Origin of the sequence: Chryseobacterium nakagawai, from assembly GCF_900637665.1 — a bacterium.
GTDB lineage: Bacteria > Bacteroidota > Bacteroidia > Flavobacteriales > Weeksellaceae > Chryseobacterium > Chryseobacterium nakagawai.
On record NZ_LR134386.1, the window covers coordinates 2807136 to 2826284 of the forward strand.

The 19149-nt window shown below is 35.0% G+C and carries 19 protein-coding genes; 6 read left to right on the plus strand and 13 right to left on the minus strand.

What is annotated here, in order from left to right; genetic code table 11:
* Positions 1-71: 71 nt before the first annotated feature.
* The 6 genes from EL260_RS12690 to EL260_RS12715 form a co-directional block, all read right to left on the minus strand.
* On the minus strand, positions 72-2465 hold the full coding sequence (locus EL260_RS12690; RefSeq protein ID WP_123855704.1) for a 3-hydroxyacyl-CoA dehydrogenase/enoyl-CoA hydratase family protein: 2394 nt from the start codon (positions 2463-2465) through the stop codon (positions 72-74).
* A gap of 54 nt (positions 2466-2519) precedes the next feature.
* Positions 2520-2972: a MarR family winged helix-turn-helix transcriptional regulator gene (locus EL260_RS12695; RefSeq protein ID WP_123860527.1), complete on the minus strand. Its 453-nt coding sequence runs from the start codon at positions 2970-2972 to the stop codon at positions 2520-2522.
* 165 nt (positions 2973-3137) lie between these two features.
* On the minus strand, positions 3138-4061 hold the full coding sequence (locus tag EL260_RS12700) for an ABC transporter ATP-binding protein (RefSeq protein ID WP_123855705.1): 924 nt from the start codon (positions 4059-4061) through the stop codon (positions 3138-3140).
* 2 nt (positions 4062-4063) lie between these two features.
* Positions 4064-4255: a hypothetical protein gene (locus EL260_RS12705; RefSeq protein WP_126367217.1), complete on the minus strand. Its 192-nt coding sequence runs from the start codon at positions 4253-4255 to the stop codon at positions 4064-4066.
* A gap of 518 nt (positions 4256-4773) precedes the next feature.
* Complete coding sequence (locus tag EL260_RS12710) at positions 4774-5745, minus strand: iron ABC transporter permease (RefSeq protein ID WP_185145909.1); 972 nt, start codon at positions 5743-5745, stop codon at positions 4774-4776.
* 18 nt (positions 5746-5763) lie between these two features.
* Positions 5764-6327, minus strand: a complete 564-nt coding sequence (locus EL260_RS12715) for a TlpA family protein disulfide reductase (protein ID WP_123855707.1) — start codon at positions 6325-6327, stop codon at positions 5764-5766.
* Between the two features lie 32 nt (positions 6328-6359).
* Here EL260_RS12715 and EL260_RS12720 point away from each other — a divergent pair, with 32 nt between their 5' ends.
* Complete coding sequence (locus EL260_RS12720; RefSeq protein ID WP_123855708.1) at positions 6360-7484, plus strand: ferredoxin--NADP reductase; 1125 nt, start codon at positions 6360-6362, stop codon at positions 7482-7484.
* A 14-nt stretch (positions 7485-7498) separates the two neighbouring features.
* A complete protein-coding gene (locus EL260_RS12725; protein WP_394343546.1) occupies positions 7499-8098 on the plus strand; it encodes a SanA/YdcF family protein in 600 nt (199 codons plus the stop codon).
* On the opposite strand, the gene tamL is transcribed toward EL260_RS12725, so the two are convergent.
* Entirely contained in the window at positions 8095-10698 is a 2604-nt protein-coding gene (gene tamL, locus EL260_RS12730) for a translocation and assembly module lipoprotein TamL (protein WP_123855710.1), read from the minus strand. The two genes, EL260_RS12725 and tamL, sit on opposite strands and share 4 nt — an antisense overlap.
* Between tamL and EL260_RS12735 the strand changes: the two genes are divergently transcribed.
* A complete protein-coding gene (locus EL260_RS12735) occupies positions 10684-11409 on the plus strand; it encodes a TrmH family RNA methyltransferase (RefSeq protein ID WP_123855711.1) in 726 nt (241 codons plus the stop codon). The genes tamL and EL260_RS12735 overlap by 15 nt on opposite strands.
* Before the next feature lie 101 nt (positions 11410-11510).
* Here the strand turns inward: EL260_RS12735 and EL260_RS12740 are convergent, their stop codons facing one another.
* From EL260_RS12740 to porQ, 5 genes are all read right to left on the minus strand, one after another.
* Positions 11511-12008, minus strand: a complete 498-nt coding sequence (locus EL260_RS12740) for a phosphoribosyl-ATP pyrophosphatase (RefSeq protein WP_123855712.1) — start codon at positions 12006-12008, stop codon at positions 11511-11513.
* Between the two features lie 3 nt (positions 12009-12011).
* A complete protein-coding gene (locus EL260_RS12745) occupies positions 12012-12320 on the minus strand; it encodes a phage holin family protein (RefSeq protein ID WP_047496002.1) in 309 nt (102 codons plus the stop codon).
* 79 nt (positions 12321-12399) lie between these two features.
* On the minus strand, positions 12400-12750 hold the full coding sequence (locus EL260_RS12750) for a YtxH domain-containing protein (protein ID WP_123855713.1): 351 nt from the start codon (positions 12748-12750) through the stop codon (positions 12400-12402).
* Between the two features lie 95 nt (positions 12751-12845).
* The gene (cmk, locus tag EL260_RS12755; RefSeq protein ID WP_123855714.1) at positions 12846-13520 is read right to left on the minus strand and encodes a (d)CMP kinase; all 675 of its coding nucleotides are present in this window, start codon (positions 13518-13520) and stop codon (positions 12846-12848) included.
* 73 nt (positions 13521-13593) lie between these two features.
* The gene (gene porQ / locus EL260_RS12760) at positions 13594-14586 is read right to left on the minus strand and encodes a type IX secretion system protein PorQ (protein ID WP_123855715.1); all 993 of its coding nucleotides are present in this window, start codon (positions 14584-14586) and stop codon (positions 13594-13596) included.
* A gap of 168 nt (positions 14587-14754) precedes the next feature.
* On the opposite strand from porQ, the gene pyrH reads away from it, so the two are divergent.
* Positions 14755-15462, plus strand: coding sequence for a UMP kinase (gene pyrH / locus EL260_RS12765; RefSeq protein WP_068943145.1), 708 nt, complete (start codon positions 14755-14757; stop codon positions 15460-15462).
* Positions 15463-15548: 86 nt separating this feature from the next.
* On the opposite strand, the gene EL260_RS12770 is transcribed toward pyrH, so the two are convergent.
* On the minus strand, positions 15549-16904 hold the full coding sequence (locus EL260_RS12770; protein WP_123855716.1) for a lipase family protein: 1356 nt from the start codon (positions 16902-16904) through the stop codon (positions 15549-15551).
* A gap of 404 nt (positions 16905-17308) precedes the next feature.
* Here EL260_RS12770 and frr point away from each other — a divergent pair, with 404 nt between their 5' ends.
* Both frr and EL260_RS12780 read left to right on the plus strand, forming a co-directional pair.
* On the plus strand, positions 17309-17863 hold the full coding sequence (frr, locus tag EL260_RS12775; RefSeq protein ID WP_123855717.1) for a ribosome recycling factor: 555 nt from the start codon (positions 17309-17311) through the stop codon (positions 17861-17863).
* A 177-nt stretch (positions 17864-18040) separates the two neighbouring features.
* Entirely contained in the window at positions 18041-19102 is a 1062-nt protein-coding gene (locus EL260_RS12780; protein ID WP_123855718.1) for a 3-oxoacyl-ACP synthase III family protein, read from the plus strand.
* Positions 19103-19149: the final 47 nt, after the last annotated feature.

Genomic DNA, 19149 nt, shown 5'->3' on the forward strand with positions numbered 1-19149 from the left:
CTCTACGAGGCTCTCTAATCTTTTAAAATTATTCTATAGCTATTAACAGTTCGCTCCTCCGGAGCTCGCCTTTAGTTTCTAAGTGGTTTCCCATTTTGTAACATATACTGAATTCTTTCCAAAGTTTTTCTTTCACCACAAAGCTGAAGGAATGTTTCTCTTTCAAGGTTCAATAAGTATTGTTCGGTAACTACTGTAGGTTCAGATAAGTTTCCACCTACCATTACGTTGGCTAACTTGTCTGCAATTTTCTTGTCGTGCTCGGAGATATATTTTCCTGTTAACATCTGATCTGTTCCTACGTAGAACATTCCTAATGCATCTCTACCCAAAACTTTTACCTTTTGCTCGATAGGTTGAGTATAGCCCTGTTCAGCCAATAGTTTTACAACTTTTTTAGCTTCAGCAATCTGTCTGTTTTTGCTTACAGAAACAATATCTTTCCCTTTTTCAAGGATTCCCATATCGTAAGCTTCATATGCCGAAGTAGCTACTTTACCCATAGCAATATTCATGAATGCATCACGAAGTCTGTTGTTTTTAACATCGTCACTGTGGAATTCTCTGGAAGTTCTTAAAGTAAGTTCTTTAGTACCACCACCACCAGGAATTACACCCACTCCGGTTTCTACCAGTCCGATATAAGTTTCTGCGGCGGCAACTACTCTGTCTGCGTGCATTGTCATTTCACATCCTCCTCCTAAGGTCATTCCGTGAGGCGCAACGACTACAGGAATAGAGGAATAGCGTACTCTCATCATTGATTTCTGGAAATAAGCAATCGCCATATTCAAATCATCCCAATCTTGCTCAATAGCCATCATTAGGATCATAGCCAGATTAGCTCCTACAGAGAAGTTAGCTCCTTGGTTTCCTACTACTAATCCATCGTATTCTTTTTCTGCTAAATCAATAGCTCTATTTAATCCATCTAAAACTTCGCCGCCAAGAGAATTCATTTTAGAACGGATCTCGAAGTTGATAATACCATCACCTAAATCTAAAATTGCAGCGCCTGAATTGCTCCAAAGTGTTTTGTTTTTTCTGATGTTATCAAGAATAATGAAAGCATCCTGTCCAGGGATTTTGTTGTATTCTCCTGAATTTTTATCAACATAGATACTTTGTCCTTCATCATTAACTTTATAGAAAGTTTCTACATTTTTAACCCAGTCAGAAACTTCATAACCTGCGTCTTTTGCTAATTCAATACCTTTTTGAACACCTACAGCATCCCAGATTTCAAATGGACCATTTTCCCATCCGAAACCTGCTCTCATAGCGTCATCTATTTTATAAACTTCATCGGAAATTTCAGGAACTTTATGAGAAACATAAGCGAATAATGCACCTAATGATTTTCTGTATAGTTCACCTGCTTTATCTTTACCTCCGATCAATACTTTGAATCGGTCAATTGGTTTATCAATAGACTTTGTTAATTCTAAAGTAGGGAATGAAGATTTTCCTTGAAGCTCATATTCCAGTGTATCAAGATTCAATCCGTGAATTTCAGATTTTCCATCTGCGTTTTTCACTTTTTTATAGAATCCCTGTTCAGTTTTTGAACCCAACCATTTATTATCCATCATTTTCTGGATATAAGGAGGAAGAGCAAATACATCATTAAAGTCATTCGCTTCAGCACCGCTTTGGCGAACACCGTTGGCTACCATAACTAAAGTATCAAGACCTACCACGTCAGCAGTTCTGAAAGTTGCCGATTTTGGACGTCCGATTACAGGACCTGTTAATTTATCAACGTCAGAAACCGTAAGTCCTAATTTTTGTACATTGTGAAGTAGATCCATCATAGAGAATACCCCGATTCTGTTAGCAATGAACGCTGGAGTATCTTTTGCTAAAACGGTAGTTTTACCTAAGAATTTAGCCCCATAATTCATATAGAAATCTATGATTTCCGGATCTGTATCGTTTGTTGGAATAATCTCAAGAAGAGGAAGATATCTTACCGGGTTGAAGAAGTGAGTTCCTGCAAAGTATTTTTTGAAATCTTCGCTTCTTCCTTCTGTCAAGAAGTGGATAGGAATTCCTGATGTATTGGAAGAAATTAATGTTCCCGGTTTTCTGAACTGCTCAATTTTTTCGTATACAGACTTTTTAATGTCAAGTCTTTCAACAACTACTTCAATAATCCAGTCCGTATTTTTTATTTTTGGTAAATCATCATCGAAGTTTCCAATTTTGATTCTGTCTGCAAACTTTGGTGAATAAAGAAGTGCAGGGCTTGCTTTTTTAAGTTTTTCGAAGTTCTCAGCAGCAATTCTGTTTCTTACTGCCTTGTCTTCTTTGGTCAAACCTTTTTTCTGCTCAGCTTCAGTCAATTCAAAAGGTACAATATCCAAAAGTGACACTTCCACACCAATGTTGGCGAAGTGAGCTGCGATACCGCTACCCATAATTCCTGAACCAAGAACTGTTACGTGTTTGATTCTTCTTTTCATATCTATTTTTTTATTATTTATAAGGTTATATGAACCGTGCAGTTCATAATAATTTTATTTTCTGTTATTGAGCAGCTCATTGGCTATTTTCATGATCTCAGTCATGACATCTTTGAAAGCATCCATCTTTTCCGGGCTGATCTTTTCCATTACCTTTTTATTAAAGTTGACAACGACTTCTTTTGACATGTTTCTGGAATTTAACCCTTTATCGGTAAGTTTGATAATCACCTCTCTTTTATCCGTGGTGGTTTTCTCCTTATAGATATATCCATTATCTTCCAAAAGTTTAATGATTCTCGTTAGGGAAGTGGGTTCAATGGCCATTTTAGGTCCAAGATTTGTACTTCTCGTACCTTCTTTGGGATCAATTTTAAGAAGGGTTAGGGCTTGTACTGCTGTGGAATCATGTTCCTGAGCCAATTCTGTGTACATTTTAGAAACAGCCAACCAGGTCTGCTTTAAAATTAAATCTACGTTTTCTATTTTTTCCTTATTATTATCCATCATTTTTGCGCCAATGGTTTTACCCAAATTTAGTAAATATTATGCATGCATAATATTTATTAACGTTAAATTTTGTTAATAAGTTGATAATAAAACAGTTAAATTGTATGATTTGCATAATACTATGCATGCATAGTATGTGAAATAATTAAAGAAACCTATTGATTAATAAATGTTTTCAATGAAATTTACGATTTCTTCGAAGGATTCGCATTGTAGTTTCTGGGAATCGTTAGTAATTACCCAAAAACTGTCCTGAAATTCAAAATGAAGATAAGAAAGGTCTTTTGAGAAGTTTTTTTGAAGCAAAGAATAGAGCATTTCCTTCTGAACCTGCGGTGCAGAGATATGTGGTGGAATAAAATTCTCATGTATTTGAAATAATGAAACATTGGTAAGCTCATCATGCTGAAGCAATACGTCCTCCACAATTCCTGAATAAAGCTGTGTGTCTTTTACATACCATATTTTATCAGCAAACTCCTTAGCCAGACGCCAGTCATGTGAAGAAAATAAGATAAGTTTGTTTTGTTCCTTTGCCAGCTTTCTCAAGGTTTTCAAAATAATGATCTTATTTTTCTCATCTAAATGGGTAGTCGGTTCATCCAGAATAATAACAGGAGAGTTTTGGGTAATAGCACGTCCGATAAATGCTTTTTGAAGGTTTCCATCTGAAAGGTTTTTAAGGAGCGTATATTTGTATTGTCCGAGCTCCAGTTCCTCAATAATGTGAGCAACCTCTTCACGATCTTCCTTCTTCAATTCAAAATAAAAAGGGTAGTAGATGTATTTTCCTAATGAAATAAGGTCTTCTACTGTGTAATGCTGTGGAATAATTGATTTTGAAAAAACAATGGCAATACTCTCTGCAATTTCTTTTACGGAAAGTTTTTTTACATTCTTACTATGAATTAAAATATCTCCATTCAGCAAAGGAATCTGGTGAAGAATAGATTTGATTAGAGTCGTTTTCCCTACACCATTATTCCCAATCAATAAACACACATCGCCAAGTTTCAATTCCGCATTAGCATTTGAAATTAATGTTGTATTATATCCGATATTGGCTTGTTTGATTTTTAGGTACATGCTTAAAAAGAAAGAAGAGTTAAAAAAATAATTAAAGGAAGAATGCTAAATAAGAAATATGTAAATTTATTTTTCTTGATTTTCCATAAACTATAGCTTCCTAAAATGAGAGATCCCCAAAAGAAACAAGGAAAAGCAACCATCAGCCACCAATTATGCCCCCAAGAATAAATCCAATGAAATACTTTATTCATTCTGAACATTTTAGAATACTCTAGAAAAGCAAAACTTATTGCAAACAAAATTATGTGTGTAATAATCAATTGTTTTTGGGATATTCTAATTTTCATAGTTTGAATTACTATTGGAGATCTAATAACTAAGTTTGTTTTTTACTCTATTTTTATCATGCTGAAAATATCTCTACAATGTAGGCTTAGATTCCCATGGAATGACATAAAGGAAAAAATTTCATCTTATCATAAATATTTAGAAAGGTATGAAATTATTCATAAATATCTGTGTTATCTACCGAATCTGGGGAGAGATTTTAAGCATAATGCCGGTCAATAACCTTGCGTCTTTGCATTTTCCAACAAAATCACACTTTATTCTACTTCAAAAGAGCTATCAATACCAAATAGGTTTCTATGCGTGCAATTTTGAATTTAAATATATATTACTGTATTCAATTTTATCGTAGATAAAATCTTTGCGCCTTAAAGCATGAAGCAGGCAAAAAACTTACGCCTCCGCGTCTCCAATAAAAAAATTAAGCCTTATTCTGTTTCAAAAGCATCAACAAGATCACAGGAATTCCAAAGACAGAACTTATTACATTTAGTGGAATCTGTGTTTTTTCTGCTATCACAGAGAAAAATAACATAACCAGCATTCCCAGAAACATATTTAAGATCCACTGCTGCCATAATTTGGAAGGGTTATAGATCAGTCGGCAAAAGTGAGGAACAATAATTCCTATAAAGAGGATAGGCCCTAAAAAAGCAGTAATAGATGCTGACAGGAGAGAAGAAGCTATAATTATTAAAAGTTTTAAATGCTTTAGATTAACTCCCAAACTCTGCGCATATGAAGTTCCTAATGAATTTCCTATTAATGGTTTTATAGATTTAAAACAGAAAAACAATCCTATCAATACTAAAATGAATAACACATAGATTTGATTTCTGGTGACCATATTATTAGCTCCAAAAGACCATAATATATAGTTTTTAAGACTTTGATTCTCTGCATAAAATTGTAACAATGAAACGATTGCTCCCGCAAAGGCAGATACTAAAAAACCAAAAATAATAAGATAGGATTTGTCCTGAAATTTATTGGACATGGATAACAGAATCAGCATTAATAATAAACTTCCGCCAATAGCCGATAAGCTAAGAAAACTGTTTTGGAGAAATTCCGGAAGCAGAATATTATGGGAAAAGAAAATATAAAATGCTACAGATAAACTGGCAACCGAAGTGATTCCAAGAATATCAGGCCCTGCTAGTGGATTTTGAAAATATTCCTGCATCAGAAAACCTGATGTAGGAATTGAAATTCCTGCCAACAGCATAACAAGGACCCGGTTAATACGAATTTCTGCAATTTGACTCTGTGCAGAATCATGAAAGAAATCTTGAAGGCTTAAACTCAAAAATCCTGTATTCAAATTAACAATCGCGCCTCCAGTGATTGCAATGGTTAATAATAAACACAGGATTTTAAATCTTTTTGACATGATTCAGAAAGATGTATTTTATTTTAGAAAAGCATCGATTTTAGAGTTCAAAACTTCCTCTGTCATCATTCCTAAATATTCCTCTGTTTGATTTCCTTTTCTCATGAAGGTAAAAGGAATTGAACCTCCATTCCATTGCTTGAAGTTCTTGGAGAAGAAATTAGGATCTAACTTTTCTCCATCCAGTAGAATGACATTAGCCCCAAGATTGTGTTCTGCCACAAAATCTTTCACTTTGGTATCCCAATCTGCTTTGTCATCAAGGTTTACGAAGGTAAATTTTACAGGTTTATCTTTTAATTCCTGCATTTTATTTTTAAAACTTGGGATTTCTCTGATACAAGGGCCACACCACGTTGCAAAAAAATTGGTAACATATAATGTGTCATTGTTCTTAGCCAAATGCTGACTTACATTTTCAGGAGAAAGTTCTTTGGGAATATACGTACCTGCCTGATCCGTTGTACTTTCTTTTACGGTAACTGAATCCGTAGGAGTAGTATTGCTTTCAACTTTTGAAGTCTCTTTCTTGCAGCTGTAAAGAGCAGTAAGGATTAACGTTGATAAAATTATCTTCTTCATAAATTATTTTTTATCTATTTTTGAATTGAAGTATGGAACAACAAATCTATAAAGGGAAACTGATACAGTTTCATCCGTTAAAAATAGCGAAAAAGGTAGAGCTGACCAAAAATACTTTTTCTCTGGAATTCATTATTCCGGAGAATTTGAAAGAAAACTTTAAGTTTGATGCCGGGCAGTTCGTGAGTGTAAAATTTCAATCACATGGAGAAGAAGTGATTAATGATTATTCAATGACTTCTGCTCCTTATGAGGGAAAAATAAGTTTGGGAATAAAAGTTAATGCTCCTGATGGAGCTACCTCTCAGCTCTTTCAAAACTACAATGAAGGTGATGAATTAATGATAAGTGAACCTGCCGGTAGATTTACCATAGTATCTAAACCCAGTGAGTTCAGAACAATAGTTGCTTTTGCTGCCGGTATTGGAATTACTCCTATTTTAAGTCATTTTAAGCATATCCTTCATACCGAACCAAGAACAAGATTATTTCTATTCTTTGGAAACAAAAGTTCAGATGATTTAATATACAGAGATCAGTTGGATAATCTTGCCAGAACCTGTGGAGACAGGCTGCAGATCTTTTACTTTTTTTCACAGGAAAAAACTGCCGATCAGTTTTTCTATGGCAGACTGGATGAAAAGAAATTAAATTTAATTATCAATCAGATTCTACATTTGGATGATACTGATGAAGAATCTACAATCTGGGATGCGGTGGATGAAGTATTGATCTGTGGAAAAGGAGAGATGATTAAAACGCTGGCAAACGCCTGTTACCATCACGGGATTCCAAAGCGAAATATTCATTTTGAACTTTTTGAAGAATATAATGATGATATTTATCCTATAGAAAAAGAATTTCCACTTATTGAGAATATAGAAGTGGAATTTATGATGTTGGGAAAAAAATACACTACCCAACTTCCTGATAATAAGGATAGAATATTGCAACAGCTTTTACTCCAGAAATTCCCGGTTCCTTATTCATGTAAATCCGGGATCTGCGGAAGTTGCGAATGTTCTTTGGAAGAAGGAGAAGTAGAACTATTGGAAAATGAATATCTTACCGAAAAAGAGGAAATGCAGGGACATATATTAGCTTGCATGTCAATAGTGAAAAGTAAAAAAATAAAGCTTAACTTTGATCTTAGTTGAGAATTATTAGGAACATATTTAACTTAGGGTTTATATCATTAGAATTAGGAGTTTTGGTGATATGTTTCTGCAATGTGTGGGTTTTTGGGCTCACCAATGGACGTACCTATACCAAAATTTCAAAAATTCCGCCAAGGGAAGTTGCTTTGGTGCTTGGAACTTCTCCAAAGATGAGATCAGGCCTTTCTAATCCATATTTTACTAAGAGGATGGATGCCGTTGCCCTTCTTTATCATCATGGAAAGATCAAAACAATAATTGTAAGTGGAGAGAAGAGTAAAGGGTACAATGAACCTGCAGCAATGAAAAACTATCTGATCTACCAGGAAGGTGTTCCGGAAGATATTATTGTTGAAGATCCTAAAGGCTTTAATACCTACAAAAGTATTCTTCGTTGTAAAGATATTTATAAGAAGAAAAATGTCATTATTGTGTCTCAGGGATATCATAACCTTCGTGCTTTATTTTTTGCAAGAAATAATGATATGAATGCATTGGGCTTTGATGCACAGGATGTAACAAAGCCTGAAAGTTTCTATAGAAATCAGGCGAGGGAAATCCTCGCCCGTGTTATTGCTGTAGTGTATTTTATTTTGGGAGTTTCTCCTGATTAGAAAGGATATCCGAAAGCAAAGTTAATCGTTGGTTTGAAAGGCTGTAGCGCTTTGAATCTCCATCGGTCTCCCTCTGGTTTATTCGGATCAAAAATCTTATAGGCAAAATCTAATCTCAGGGTAATATACGCTACGTTTATTCTTAAACCGAATCCGCTACCAACTCCCATTTGCCCCAAGAACTTATTGAATCTGAATTGATCCTGATGAGCATCATTGTGATTACGGAGACTCCAGGTATTTCCTATATCTGTAAACAGGGCTCCCTCATACATATTATTAAATGGAATTCTGTATTCAATATTGGTGGTCAGTTTTACATCATTGGTCATATAAGCACGTACTCTTTCGTCTACCTGAGAATCAGCAGGTCCTAGTCCTCCAAAGGCTACCCAGGCTCTGATATCGTTGGATCCACCATTGAAATATGATTTAATAATAGGCATGTCATCCGAGTTTCCATAAGGAATACCTACCCCGATGAACTGACGAAGCACTAAGGTCTGATTTCCGTTAAACCTGAAATATTTCCTTGTATCGATATCGAATTTTACGAATTGAGCATAAGGAATTCCAAAAATTGTTTTTTGCGGAGACGTAATGACTCCTCCGTCATTACTTTTCTTATTGAATAGACTTAAAATATTACCGGCAAGCTCAACTTTTCCATTAAAATAAAAAGCATTTGGGTAATCTTTCTTTCCAATTTCATTGTAAACAAAATTATAAATCATAGAAGAAATAAAGACATCCTGGGTTTGTCTTTCTTTATTGATAAGACTTCCTCTGAATGTTGTCAGTAAATCTAAACCTTGTGGATTAAGAGAAGCTCGGTAGTCACCATCATTAATGATTTTCTGAGAGACTTCATCCTTTGTAGTTTTTCCGGATAGTATATCTTCTTCAAGATCAATTCCGTAATGGGCAGAATAGTTAGCAACTATTTCTTTTCTTACTACTTCATCGTTAACGAAGTAATCATAATAAGCATTTTTATTTTTTGTTAAACTGATCTGGGTGTTAAACAAAGTCAGTTTATGATACACCAGTTCATTGACAGTGGCCTGATAATTTAATCCAGTATTAAAGTTAACTCTTCCCAATCCGATATTATTCTGTATAGAAGCTCCCAGTAGAATGGAAGAAGTAGGAGTGTATCTTTTAGGAATGAATTTATAATAATTAAACGGCAATAGCAATCTCGGGAAGTTCAGAGATGCCTGAGCTGATATTTCATACGCTAAAACCCTTTTATCTGTATTTTCCGTACTTGCAATAGATCCAAATGTACCGGAAAGACTTGTAGAAAGGTTTTCTGCCCCTCTGAAAAGGTTTCGGGTAGTAAGGTCTACAGAAGGAGTAATTCCAAGATTCAGGATCTGAGAATAATTAAGGTCTGTACCTACTTTAAGTTCATACTTAGGAAGAGGTTTTAGTATATATAAAACATCTACAATACTGTCATTAGGGGAGATAACGCCTCCACGTCTTAGAGAGTCTCTTGCTTTTACGATGCTGAAATTGTTCATCGTTAGAAGGTTTCTCTTTGTTACGTCCAGTTTCTGTTGATCGTAAGTTTGTTTACTGTCTACAATGATGGTTCTCCATAATGAAGATGTCTTATATTTATCATTCATTTTATGGAATCTTATCCTTCTTAAACTGTCTTTCACCGTATTTTTAGGATAATCGCTGGCTTCATCTACGATGGCAACATCAATATTTCCAAAAGTAGCTTTTTTGTAAGGACGATCTAAAGAATCTTTATGGATTTCCAACGTAAGAGGAACCTGTTTTTTGCTTTTTAAAGAGTCAGCAACGAAATAAACCTCATCATTGGTGCTGTTGAATTTATAATATCCATATTCTCTCATTAAGTCAGTAATCCTTGTTACTTCCTTTTCAAGAACAGTTTGGTCAAGGACCTTACCTGATCTTATAAGCGTTTTATTCAGATGAGTATTGTAAATCTGTTTGATGCCCTGATCCGGAATATTAAAAAAGTAATCTTTAATGTAGGTAGGATCATTATGTTTGATGAAATAATTTACCGCTGCTTTTTTAGAAGCCGAGTCTAAATTATGCTTGTATTTTACTTCTGCATCCCAGTACCCTCTGTAAGTGAGTCTTTTTTTGATAGATTCTGCTCCTTTTTCACTTCTGGTTTGATCCAGGATAACAGGTGGAGAGCCCCATGTATGTAATAAACGGTCAAAGAAAAGATTTTTTCCGACACTGTTTTTCATATTATACTTAATAAATAAGGAGTCTCTCAGTTTCTGATCTCTCATTTCACGGGGGTACGTCATATACTCATTAAGGATGGTGTCGTATTTTGGATTGGCCATATTGTAGAACATAAGGCCTAAAGGCATAAAAAGAATTTGCTTCTTATTAGGCTTCTGCTGAACATAATCTTTTAGCTCCTCATCAAAAAATTCTTTCTTATCTTCGAATTCAAAATTGTTCTTAGTAAGCAGATAATCACCATCTGGAACCTTTTTTGTGGTACTACAAGCATAAAGGAGACCAACAAATGTTGCAAATGAGATAATTTTATAATATTTTTGAGGAGAATTCTTATAATGCTTACAGCTCATACAATAAAAGTTTTACAATCTTTAGATAAAAAGAAGTTCAGACAAAAATACAATTTGTTTTTGGTTGAAGGTAATAAAATCATTTGTGAACTTTTCAATTCTAACTTTAAAGTTAAAGAAATATTATCAACCGATCCGCAAAAATTGGACCGTACTGATATCCCTATTACTCATATCTCTGAAAATGAGTTAAAAAAAATCAGTTTTCTTAAAACCCCAAAAGATTCTGTTGCAGTGTGTCATCTGCCAGAGGAAAAGCCATGGGCCGATAAGAGAATACAACTTGTTTTGGATGGCATTCAGGACCCTGGGAATTTGGGTACCATTATTCGGTTAGCAGACTGGTTTGGAATAGAACAGATCATTTGTAGTGAAGATACCGTAGATTTTTACAATCCAAAGGTGATCCAGGCAACAATGGGATCCTTTACAAGAGTAAATATGGTTTATACAGATCTTGTTGACTATCTTTCTAAAACAGAAAATGTAAATATAGGAACAGATATGGATGGAGACAACATCTATACCTTTGAAAAACCTGAAAAAATAAATTTGATTCTTGGAAATGAAGGAAACGGAATGAGGCCGGAAACGGAAAAACTATTGCAAAAATGCATCAGTATCCCAAGGTTTGGAAAATCCCAATCTACAGAAAGCCTGAATGTATCAATGGCCGCCGGGATTATTTTAGGACAATTATTTTCTAAATAGATTTTAGACTTCGGATATCAGATTTCAGACATTATTCGAGTGGGAAAATGATTTCCCAACTGATAGATCCGAAATCTGATATCTAAAACCTATAAAAGTTTCTATATCAATTGTTCCATGCTGGAAACGCTCTTGTTTTTCTGGTATTCTTCCAGTTTTTTTCGGACAAATTTCAATGCAATAGGAGCGAGGTAAATCAAAGCTGCTCCAACGAGTTTATTTTTCCAATTAGAACTTTTCATATTCTTTTTGGCATAATTACCCACAATAGCGGTAACTCCGAGCTTTACAATACTGTCTGCAATATTTCCTTTGAATGCAGAACTGGCAAGTCCTACAGCCGTATTCTTACTGATCAGAAGGTCTTTTACTTCAGAAGTAAGTTGCTTGGCAATGACGTCTTTTCTAAGAACAACTTTTTCATCACCGTCTTCATCTACTTTTTCCTGAAGATATTGATCACTGAGACCATTGGTGAATGCACTAAGGCTTTCTTTTGTATTCTTAAAAGTAAGAAGATTTTCCAAATCACTAATTTCACCTTGGAGCAGTTTTTTCTTTCTTCTTAGTTCTTCTATGCTTTCGTATTTTCTGCCCATAGTTTAATGATTTAAAAATTTAATAACTTGATCTGCAACAGTATTCACAATTTTGTTTTTAAATGCAATGACAAAAGCCATTACCAAAGCATAAAATGCTGCAACAATTAAGAACCCGTACGAATAATTATCCAATGCTTTCCCAATAAGAAAAGCAATCCCAAAGTTGAAAAGGATAATAAAAAAAGCAAAAGCAACAAGCAGTACTACAAAGTAGGTAATGAGCCCGGCAGAAAGAGAAGACTTTTCAGTAGCTTCAATTTTCAGAAGGTCTATTCTCTTCGAGGCGTATTCTTTAATAGTTTCTATCATTGTTTTTTTTTAAAGTTACAAAAAAAGGAACTTTCGCACAAAAGTTCCTTTCTGTAATTTACTTAAAAAGATAAATTACTTATGATTTAAGATCATTCAGTTCTGCTTCTACATCCTTTACTACATCTGCAGTTTTAGAAACAATCTGATCTTTGTATTTGTCATACCCATCTTTCATAGTATGTGCTACGTTGTTAGCTGTTTCTTTAAAAGTAGAAGAAATATTGCCATATTGGTCTTTCACTTTTTCAGAAACCTCTCCGTACTTGTTTTTAGCCTGATCTTTTAAATCATTTGCTTTAGTCTTGATTTTTTTTCTGGTTTCTTTTCCTTCTTCAGGTGCATATAACATTCCTAAGATTACACCTGCTGCAGCACCTGCAAGAAGTCCTGCCAATATACCTGCTGTATTTTTTCCGTTTTTAGACATTTTAAGTTTTTTAATAGTTAATAATAGATTAGTTTTTACACTAATAAAACTTACAATTTGTATACCAAAGGAGGCTGTCTGCCTATTAAAAATTGTTAAATCTTTTCGATGTAAGAAAGAATAAGTTCTATGGTTTCTTCTTTAGTAAGCTCAGAATTGTCGATTACTGTAGCGTCATCAGCCTGCTTCAATGGGGCAATTTCACGTTCACTGTCGATTTTATCTCTTTCAATGAGGTTTTGCTTTACCTGTTCTTTATCAGCTTCAATTCCAAGACCTTTTAATTCGAGAAATCTTCTGTTGGTTCTTTCATCTATACTGGCAGTAAGAAAGAACTTATAGTCCGCATTTGGCAGAACTACTGTCCCGATGTCACGTCCGTCCATGATGACCCCTCCTTTTTCTGCTATAGAACGCTGAGATTGTAATAAATAATCTCTCACTTCTTTTTGCTTGGCTACAAGACTTACATTGTCGGAAACTTCATTGGTACGGATCTCCTTAGAAATATCAATATTATTAAGATAAATAACAAGTGTTCCGTCATTGTTTTTAAATTCAAGATGAATCTGATCTAAAGATGAAAATAAAGTTTTCAGATCAATTCCGCCTTCTTCATTCAGACAATGTTGCAGAGCAAACCAGGTAACTCCTCTGTAAAGCGCTCCTGTATCCATATGAATAAGTCCTAGCTTATCAGCAATGATTTTGGAGATAGAACTTTTTCCGGTAGACGAGTACCCATCGATAGCTATTACAGGTTTTTTCATACTGCAAATTTCAAGATTTTTTTTAGAAAATCAAGAATTAATAAGAAATTTTAAGAGGTATTTAAGAATTTTTCTATTCTCCTCTGTGGCTGGAAAGATCCATAGAGATTCCTATCTGATTGACGTTCGAAGAGTTGTGGTATCTTATATGGGCGTAATCTATACGGAATTTTGAAACTTTAATTCCAAATCCGCCTGAAAGTCCTGAAAAGTTTCTCTGATCTGCCACAGCAAGTTCATTTCCTCTTTTTACATTATATCCCAGTCTGATATTAAAGTTTTTTTCGGGAAATAATTCTGCTCCTAAAGAGAAGTGATCGGCAATTTTTCTTCCGGCATTCACTTTTTGGCCATCCTTATTATATTCCGATGAAATATTAAACTCCTGAAGATCGTGTGCCGTAATGGTAATGGCAAGAGGGAAGTTTTTCAATATTCTTGTATATCCTATATCCACTCGAAATGGAAGATTTTCACGGGTTCCATTGAATGATTTCAGTTGGAAACCGAAGTTTCTTAATACAAGGGAAAGAACTTCTTTGTTCTTTTTATTATGGTAAGTAATTCCAGCAGTTCCTGAGATTGCGGAAGAAGTATAGTTGTCTATTTTTGAGGTAACAAAATTTAACCCTCCACCAATGGTCCAGTCTTCTTCAAACTGGTAAGCATATCCGGCGCCAATAGCTACATCAGAAGCTTTATACTCTCCATCCTGAAAACCACTTTCATCAGTTCTCGGAATACTTCCATAGCTCATATACCTCGCATTGATAGTGGCCATGTGACCATTTTCAAAGTCTTTGGCATACGCAATGGTTCCATATTTGGAGTCGGCAAGATAAGCCGTAGCATTTACAGAAAGCTGCTTGTCTGAATCTTTATTTAACAGGGCCGGGTTTGCAATAGCAAAGGAAACATCATAATCTCTTATCGAAATTGCATCTCCACCCAAGGCTGCCTGTCTTGCAGATACAGGTACATTTAAGAACGGATACACATTTGTTCCTGTTTGCGCATAAGAAACAATTCCTGATAGAAATAATGAAAAAATGATAATTTTCTTCAACTCAATTTATAATTAATGCAAAAATAATCCTTTTTCGTACTTTTCAAAATATTTCTTACATTATTTCTAATTAAATATTTTTCTTTTATCAATATTTTTAATGATTATATTTGCAAAATCAAATTTTGGAGAAACCAACTCTATTAAAAAGTTTATTAAAAATAAAAGATGAAATATAAAAGAATCCTTCTAAAACTTAGCGGTGAGGCCTTAATGGGGAACAGACAATACGGTATTGACAACGAAAGACTACAGGAATATGCTGCAGAGATTAAAAAAGTAGTTGAAAAAGGCTGTGAAGTAGCGATCGTCATTGGAGGAGGAAATATTTTCCGTGGGGTAGCTGGGGCTGCAAAAGGAATGGACAGAGTACAGGGCGATTACATGGGAATGTTAGCAACTGTAATTAATGGTATGGCATTACAAGGGGCATTAGAGGATGCAGGAATTAAGACGAGACTTCAGTCTGCGATCGAAATGGATAAAGTAGCTGAACCTTTCATCAAAAGAAGAGCTGTAAGACACCTTGAAAAAGGTAGAGTAGTAATCTTTGGTGCTGGTACAGGGAACCCTTATTTTACAACAGATACAGCTGCCACATTGAGAGCCATCGAAATTGGGGCAGATGTAATTCTTAAAGGCACAAGAGTAGACGGAATTTATGACAGTGATCCTGAAAAGAATGCTGATGCGGTAAAATATAATTCATTATCTTTCGATGAAGTATTTGAGAAAAACCTTAAGGTAATGGATATGACTGCTTTTACTTTGAGCCACGAAAATAAATTACCTATCATTGTATTCGATATGAATAAAGATGGGAACTTAGTGAAAATCGTGGAAGGAGAAAATGTAGGTACTTTGGTTGATTTATAATCAACTTTGTAAAAAAACATAACAAACCCCTGTTACGATAATATATTGTAACAGGGGTTTTTATTTTTATATTGTTTTTTTAAGCCTTATTGATCTGCCTCAACATTCTGTTTGATTCTTTCTTTTTCAACCAATGCATAATGGCTAAAGATCCAGTCAATGAGCTGATTTATTATTTTGATGACCATCTCAAGTTCGCTGACCTGAGTTACTCCTGGTGCAAGTTTAATTGGATTTTGCGGCAATGGCTTTGGTAAAATAAGACCGTTTACCTGTGGGGCGGTATCTGTTGCAAGAATGCCTGTATACAATCCTACATGTTGTACCGCTAATTGAAGCATATAGTCATGGATGGTTACAGGAGGTGTTTCGATAGTAATTGATTTTGGGCCCAAGTGTTGGAGCTGACCTGGAAGCGACTTGTTTTGTATCCTTGTATAGTGCGTTTTTGATTGTAAAGAATTACTGATGGCCATATTCTGTAAAGCATTTAATATAGCTGTTGTAGTATTTGTTGTGGCTTGACCATATATTGTTGCTATTTTCGCCAGTTCTGCTACCGACCAAGCATGAGGTACTACATCCAGGTCATTCCAATGCATGGTGTTCCAACTTTGGTAATCTTTGGTTTGAGGTTGCCATCCAGCAGGTAACGGTGGGAATGTATCATTAAATAACTTAGCAAAGGCTGCTTCTCCCGGAGTAGGTCCTGCGGTTGGATAGACAAGCACCGTATTGAAGGCCTCCAATTCTTTATTTTCCTTTAAATATAGAGCTAAAGTAGGAGATAATGCACCTGCAAGGCTGTGTCCACCAAATATTATTGCTGTATCCGGATTGGGTCTTAAACCAGCAAGAAACTCTTGGAGCGTGGTATTGGGTGATGCTGCGTGGGCTGGGCTTTTGAGTCCAAGAAGTATTCCTATACCTGTAGCTGTACCTTTTGAAATATATGGGTCGGTACCATTATAGGATGATGGGGTAAACTTAGCAGGATCATAGGTCGTCCAGTTTACTACTTCCGAAACTGAAAAATCCTCTGTTTCCCAATCATAAAGTGAGGCAGGGTTAGTAGCTGCAATAGCAACCATATAAGTAGGTACGGTAGGTCCTCCCGGAAAGGCAACAGTATCACACTGAACTACATATAATGCGTTGTCGGCAACTCCGGTAGGTACACCATGTTTACCTTTTTCTTCTATGAGAGCCGGTCCCCAAACGAGGTTCCAGTTTCCTATGAATGGTGTAACGGAAGAATCTGCAACTGAGGGGCTGTTTTGTCCCATTATTTTCACTGGCGGAACATTGTTGAAATAATACGATAAGTCATATTGAAGTTGCTGCTGCAGCTCAATACCGCCGCCGTTGTAGCCTCCTGCACGATTGGCAAGAATTGCCATACTAAAAACCTGTTGGTAGGCATCTAAAGATGGATTTGTCATGATTTTAATAATTAAAGTTAGTAATAGTTAAGTCACCGAATTATTTGTTTCTATGGAGTGTTTTATAATGTTAAAAAATCACTCAATAATGATATAGTAAAGTAAGAGACTTTAAATAGCTTCTTATTAAGTGGAAATAACCAAAATATATTCTAAGTAATTATACTAGGTGGTTGCATCGTTTTTGAATGTTGTATAATTGATGATAATAGGAGATAATGTTCAATAAAAATGGATAAGCTGTGCTTCTTTATATCAAAAATCATTATTTTTGCACCACTGAATAGTAAAAAAATAGTAAGAAAAGAATGAACAATATTAATTTTCAGGTGTTTTTTAATTTTTAAATTATTGATATTCAGTATTGTATAATAATGTGTAATTTATCAAACTATACTATAATAATGGAAGAATTAGATCTAATATTAGAATCTGTAAAACATGACATGGACGGTGCAGTAAAACATCTTGACCATGCATTTCAAAGAATCAGAGCAGGGCGTGCTTCTACATCAATGGTTCAGGATGTAATGGTTGAATATTATGGAGCGATGACTCCCATCAACCAGGTAGCCAATGTTTCTGTTCCAGATGCAATGACTATCTCTATTCAACCTTGGGACAGAACAGCAATCAATGCTATTGAAAAAGCAATTATCAATTCTAATTTAGGTTTTGCACCTTCTAATAATGGGGAGAATATTATCCTTAATGTACCACCTTTAACGGAGGAAAGAAGAAAGGAGTTGGCTAAACAGGCTAAAAGCGAAACTGAGCAGACAAAAATCGTTGTAAGAAACGCTAGACAAGACGGTTTGAAAGAACTTAAAAAGTTAGAAGGTGTTTCTGAAGATGTTGTGAAAGGTGTGGAAGAAGAAATTCAGACTTACACAGATAAGTACACAAAGCTTTGCGATGAGCATCTTAAGACAAAAGAAGCTGAAATTATGAAAGTATAATTTTCAGTTTTTGAAAATAATGAAAGAGGATTCCTGTTTTGGAATCCTCTTTTTTTATAAAAAATGTTTACAAATTAATTAGAATTATCTAGTTGTTATAATATATTAATAAGTATTATCGTTATATTTATCGAATTATTCCTGGAGTGCTATAAAAACAGGATAAATAACATAAAGATGATGACCAGAATTATTGGAGTGGGGAACTATATCCCGTCAGAAACTATTACCAATTTATTTTTTGACAAGCATATTTTCCTCAGTGAGGAGGGTGTTTTATTAAAAGACAATAATGCCTCTATCACAGAAAAATTAAAAAAAATTACGGGTATTGAAGAAAGAAGATACGCTAAAAGTACACAAGTCACTTCAGATCTAGGACTTAAAGCAGCTCAGGCTGCCATAGAGAATGCAGGGATAGATCCTGAAACATTGGATTATATTATATTCGCTCACAATTTTGGAGATGTCCGTTTTGGTACTATTCAATCCGATACGGTTCCCAGCCTTGCTGCCCGTGTGAAACATTTATTGGGGATACGGAACAATTTCTGTGTTGCATATGATGTTTTGTTTGGATGCCCAGGTTGGATTGAAGGAGTAATACAAGCCAACGCTTTTATCAAGGCAGGTATTGCCAAGCGTTGTTTGGTGATTGGAGCTGAAACACTCTCCCGTGTGGCGGATATTCACGACAGAGACAGCATGATCTATGCTGACGGAGCTGGTGCTGCTGTTCTTGAAAATAATACGGAGGATGAGTCTGGAATAAAATCTCATTTATCTGCCTCTTTTACCTTCACTGAAAAGGACTATTTATATTTTGGTAAATCTTATAATAATGAGAAATGTCCTGATACCAAATATATTAAAATGGATGGAAGGAAGATTTATGAATTTGCTCTTGTGCATGTTCCGGAAGCCATGAAAAAGTGTCTGGATAATAGTGGATATTCAATTCATGAATTAAATAAAATTATTATTCATCAGGCTAATGAGAAAATGGATGAAGCCATTGTTAACAGGTTTTATCAACTATATAATACTCCGCCTCCGGAACACATCATGCCTATGGTGATTCATAAGCTTGGTAATAGTAGTGTAGCCACTATTCCTTCTTTGCTTGCTATGATTTTAAAGGGTGAATTAGAAGATCATGAGATCAAAAAAAATGATGTTGTTTTGTTTGCTTCAGTAGGAGCGGGGATGAATATTAATGCTTTTGTCTATCAATTTTAACCATTTATAAAATAATGTTTTAACAAAAAAGAGACTCCAAATTTGGG

What these genes read in the sequence shown, in the direction of transcription:
- EL260_RS12690 (WP_123855704.1), bottom strand. Translation starts at nt 2,465, where the DNA reads ATGAAAAGAAGAATCAAACACGTAACAGTTCTTGGTTCAGGAATTATG.
- EL260_RS12695 (WP_123860527.1), bottom strand. Translation starts at nt 2,972, where the DNA reads ATGGATAATAATAAGGAAAAAATAGAAAACGTAGATTTAATTTTAAAG.
- EL260_RS12700 (WP_123855705.1), bottom strand. Translation starts at nt 4,061, where the DNA reads ATGTACCTAAAAATCAAACAAGCCAATATCGGATATAATACAACATTA.
- EL260_RS12705 (WP_126367217.1), bottom strand. Translation starts at nt 4,255, where the DNA reads ATGAATAAAGTATTTCATTGGATTTATTCTTGGGGGCATAATTGGTGG.
- EL260_RS12710 (WP_185145909.1), bottom strand. Translation starts at nt 5,745, where the DNA reads ATGTCAAAAAGATTTAAAATCCTGTGTTTATTATTAACCATTGCAATC.
- EL260_RS12715 (WP_123855707.1), bottom strand. Translation starts at nt 6,327, where the DNA reads ATGAAGAAGATAATTTTATCAACGTTAATCCTTACTGCTCTTTACAGC.
- EL260_RS12720 (WP_123855708.1), top strand. Translation starts at nt 6,360, where the DNA reads ATGGAACAACAAATCTATAAAGGGAAACTGATACAGTTTCATCCGTTA.
- EL260_RS12735 (WP_123855711.1), top strand. Translation starts at nt 10,684, where the DNA reads ATGCTTACAGCTCATACAATAAAAGTTTTACAATCTTTAGATAAAAAG.
- tamL (WP_123855710.1), bottom strand. Translation starts at nt 10,698, where the DNA reads ATGAGCTGTAAGCATTATAAGAATTCTCCTCAAAAATATTATAAAATT.
- EL260_RS12740 (WP_123855712.1), bottom strand. Translation starts at nt 12,008, where the DNA reads ATGGGCAGAAAATACGAAAGCATAGAAGAACTAAGAAGAAAGAAAAAA.
- EL260_RS12745 (WP_047496002.1), bottom strand. Translation starts at nt 12,320, where the DNA reads ATGATAGAAACTATTAAAGAATACGCCTCGAAGAGAATAGACCTTCTG.
- EL260_RS12750 (WP_123855713.1), bottom strand. Translation starts at nt 12,750, where the DNA reads ATGTCTAAAAACGGAAAAAATACAGCAGGTATATTGGCAGGACTTCTT.
- cmk (WP_123855714.1), bottom strand. Translation starts at nt 13,520, where the DNA reads ATGAAAAAACCTGTAATAGCTATCGATGGGTACTCGTCTACCGGAAAA.
- pyrH (WP_068943145.1), top strand. Translation starts at nt 14,755, where the DNA reads ATGAAATATAAAAGAATCCTTCTAAAACTTAGCGGTGAGGCCTTAATG.
- EL260_RS12770 (WP_123855716.1), bottom strand. Translation starts at nt 16,904, where the DNA reads ATGACAAATCCATCTTTAGATGCCTACCAACAGGTTTTTAGTATGGCA.
- frr (WP_123855717.1), top strand. Translation starts at nt 17,309, where the DNA reads ATGGAAGAATTAGATCTAATATTAGAATCTGTAAAACATGACATGGAC.
- EL260_RS12780 (WP_123855718.1), top strand. Translation starts at nt 18,041, where the DNA reads ATGATGACCAGAATTATTGGAGTGGGGAACTATATCCCGTCAGAAACT.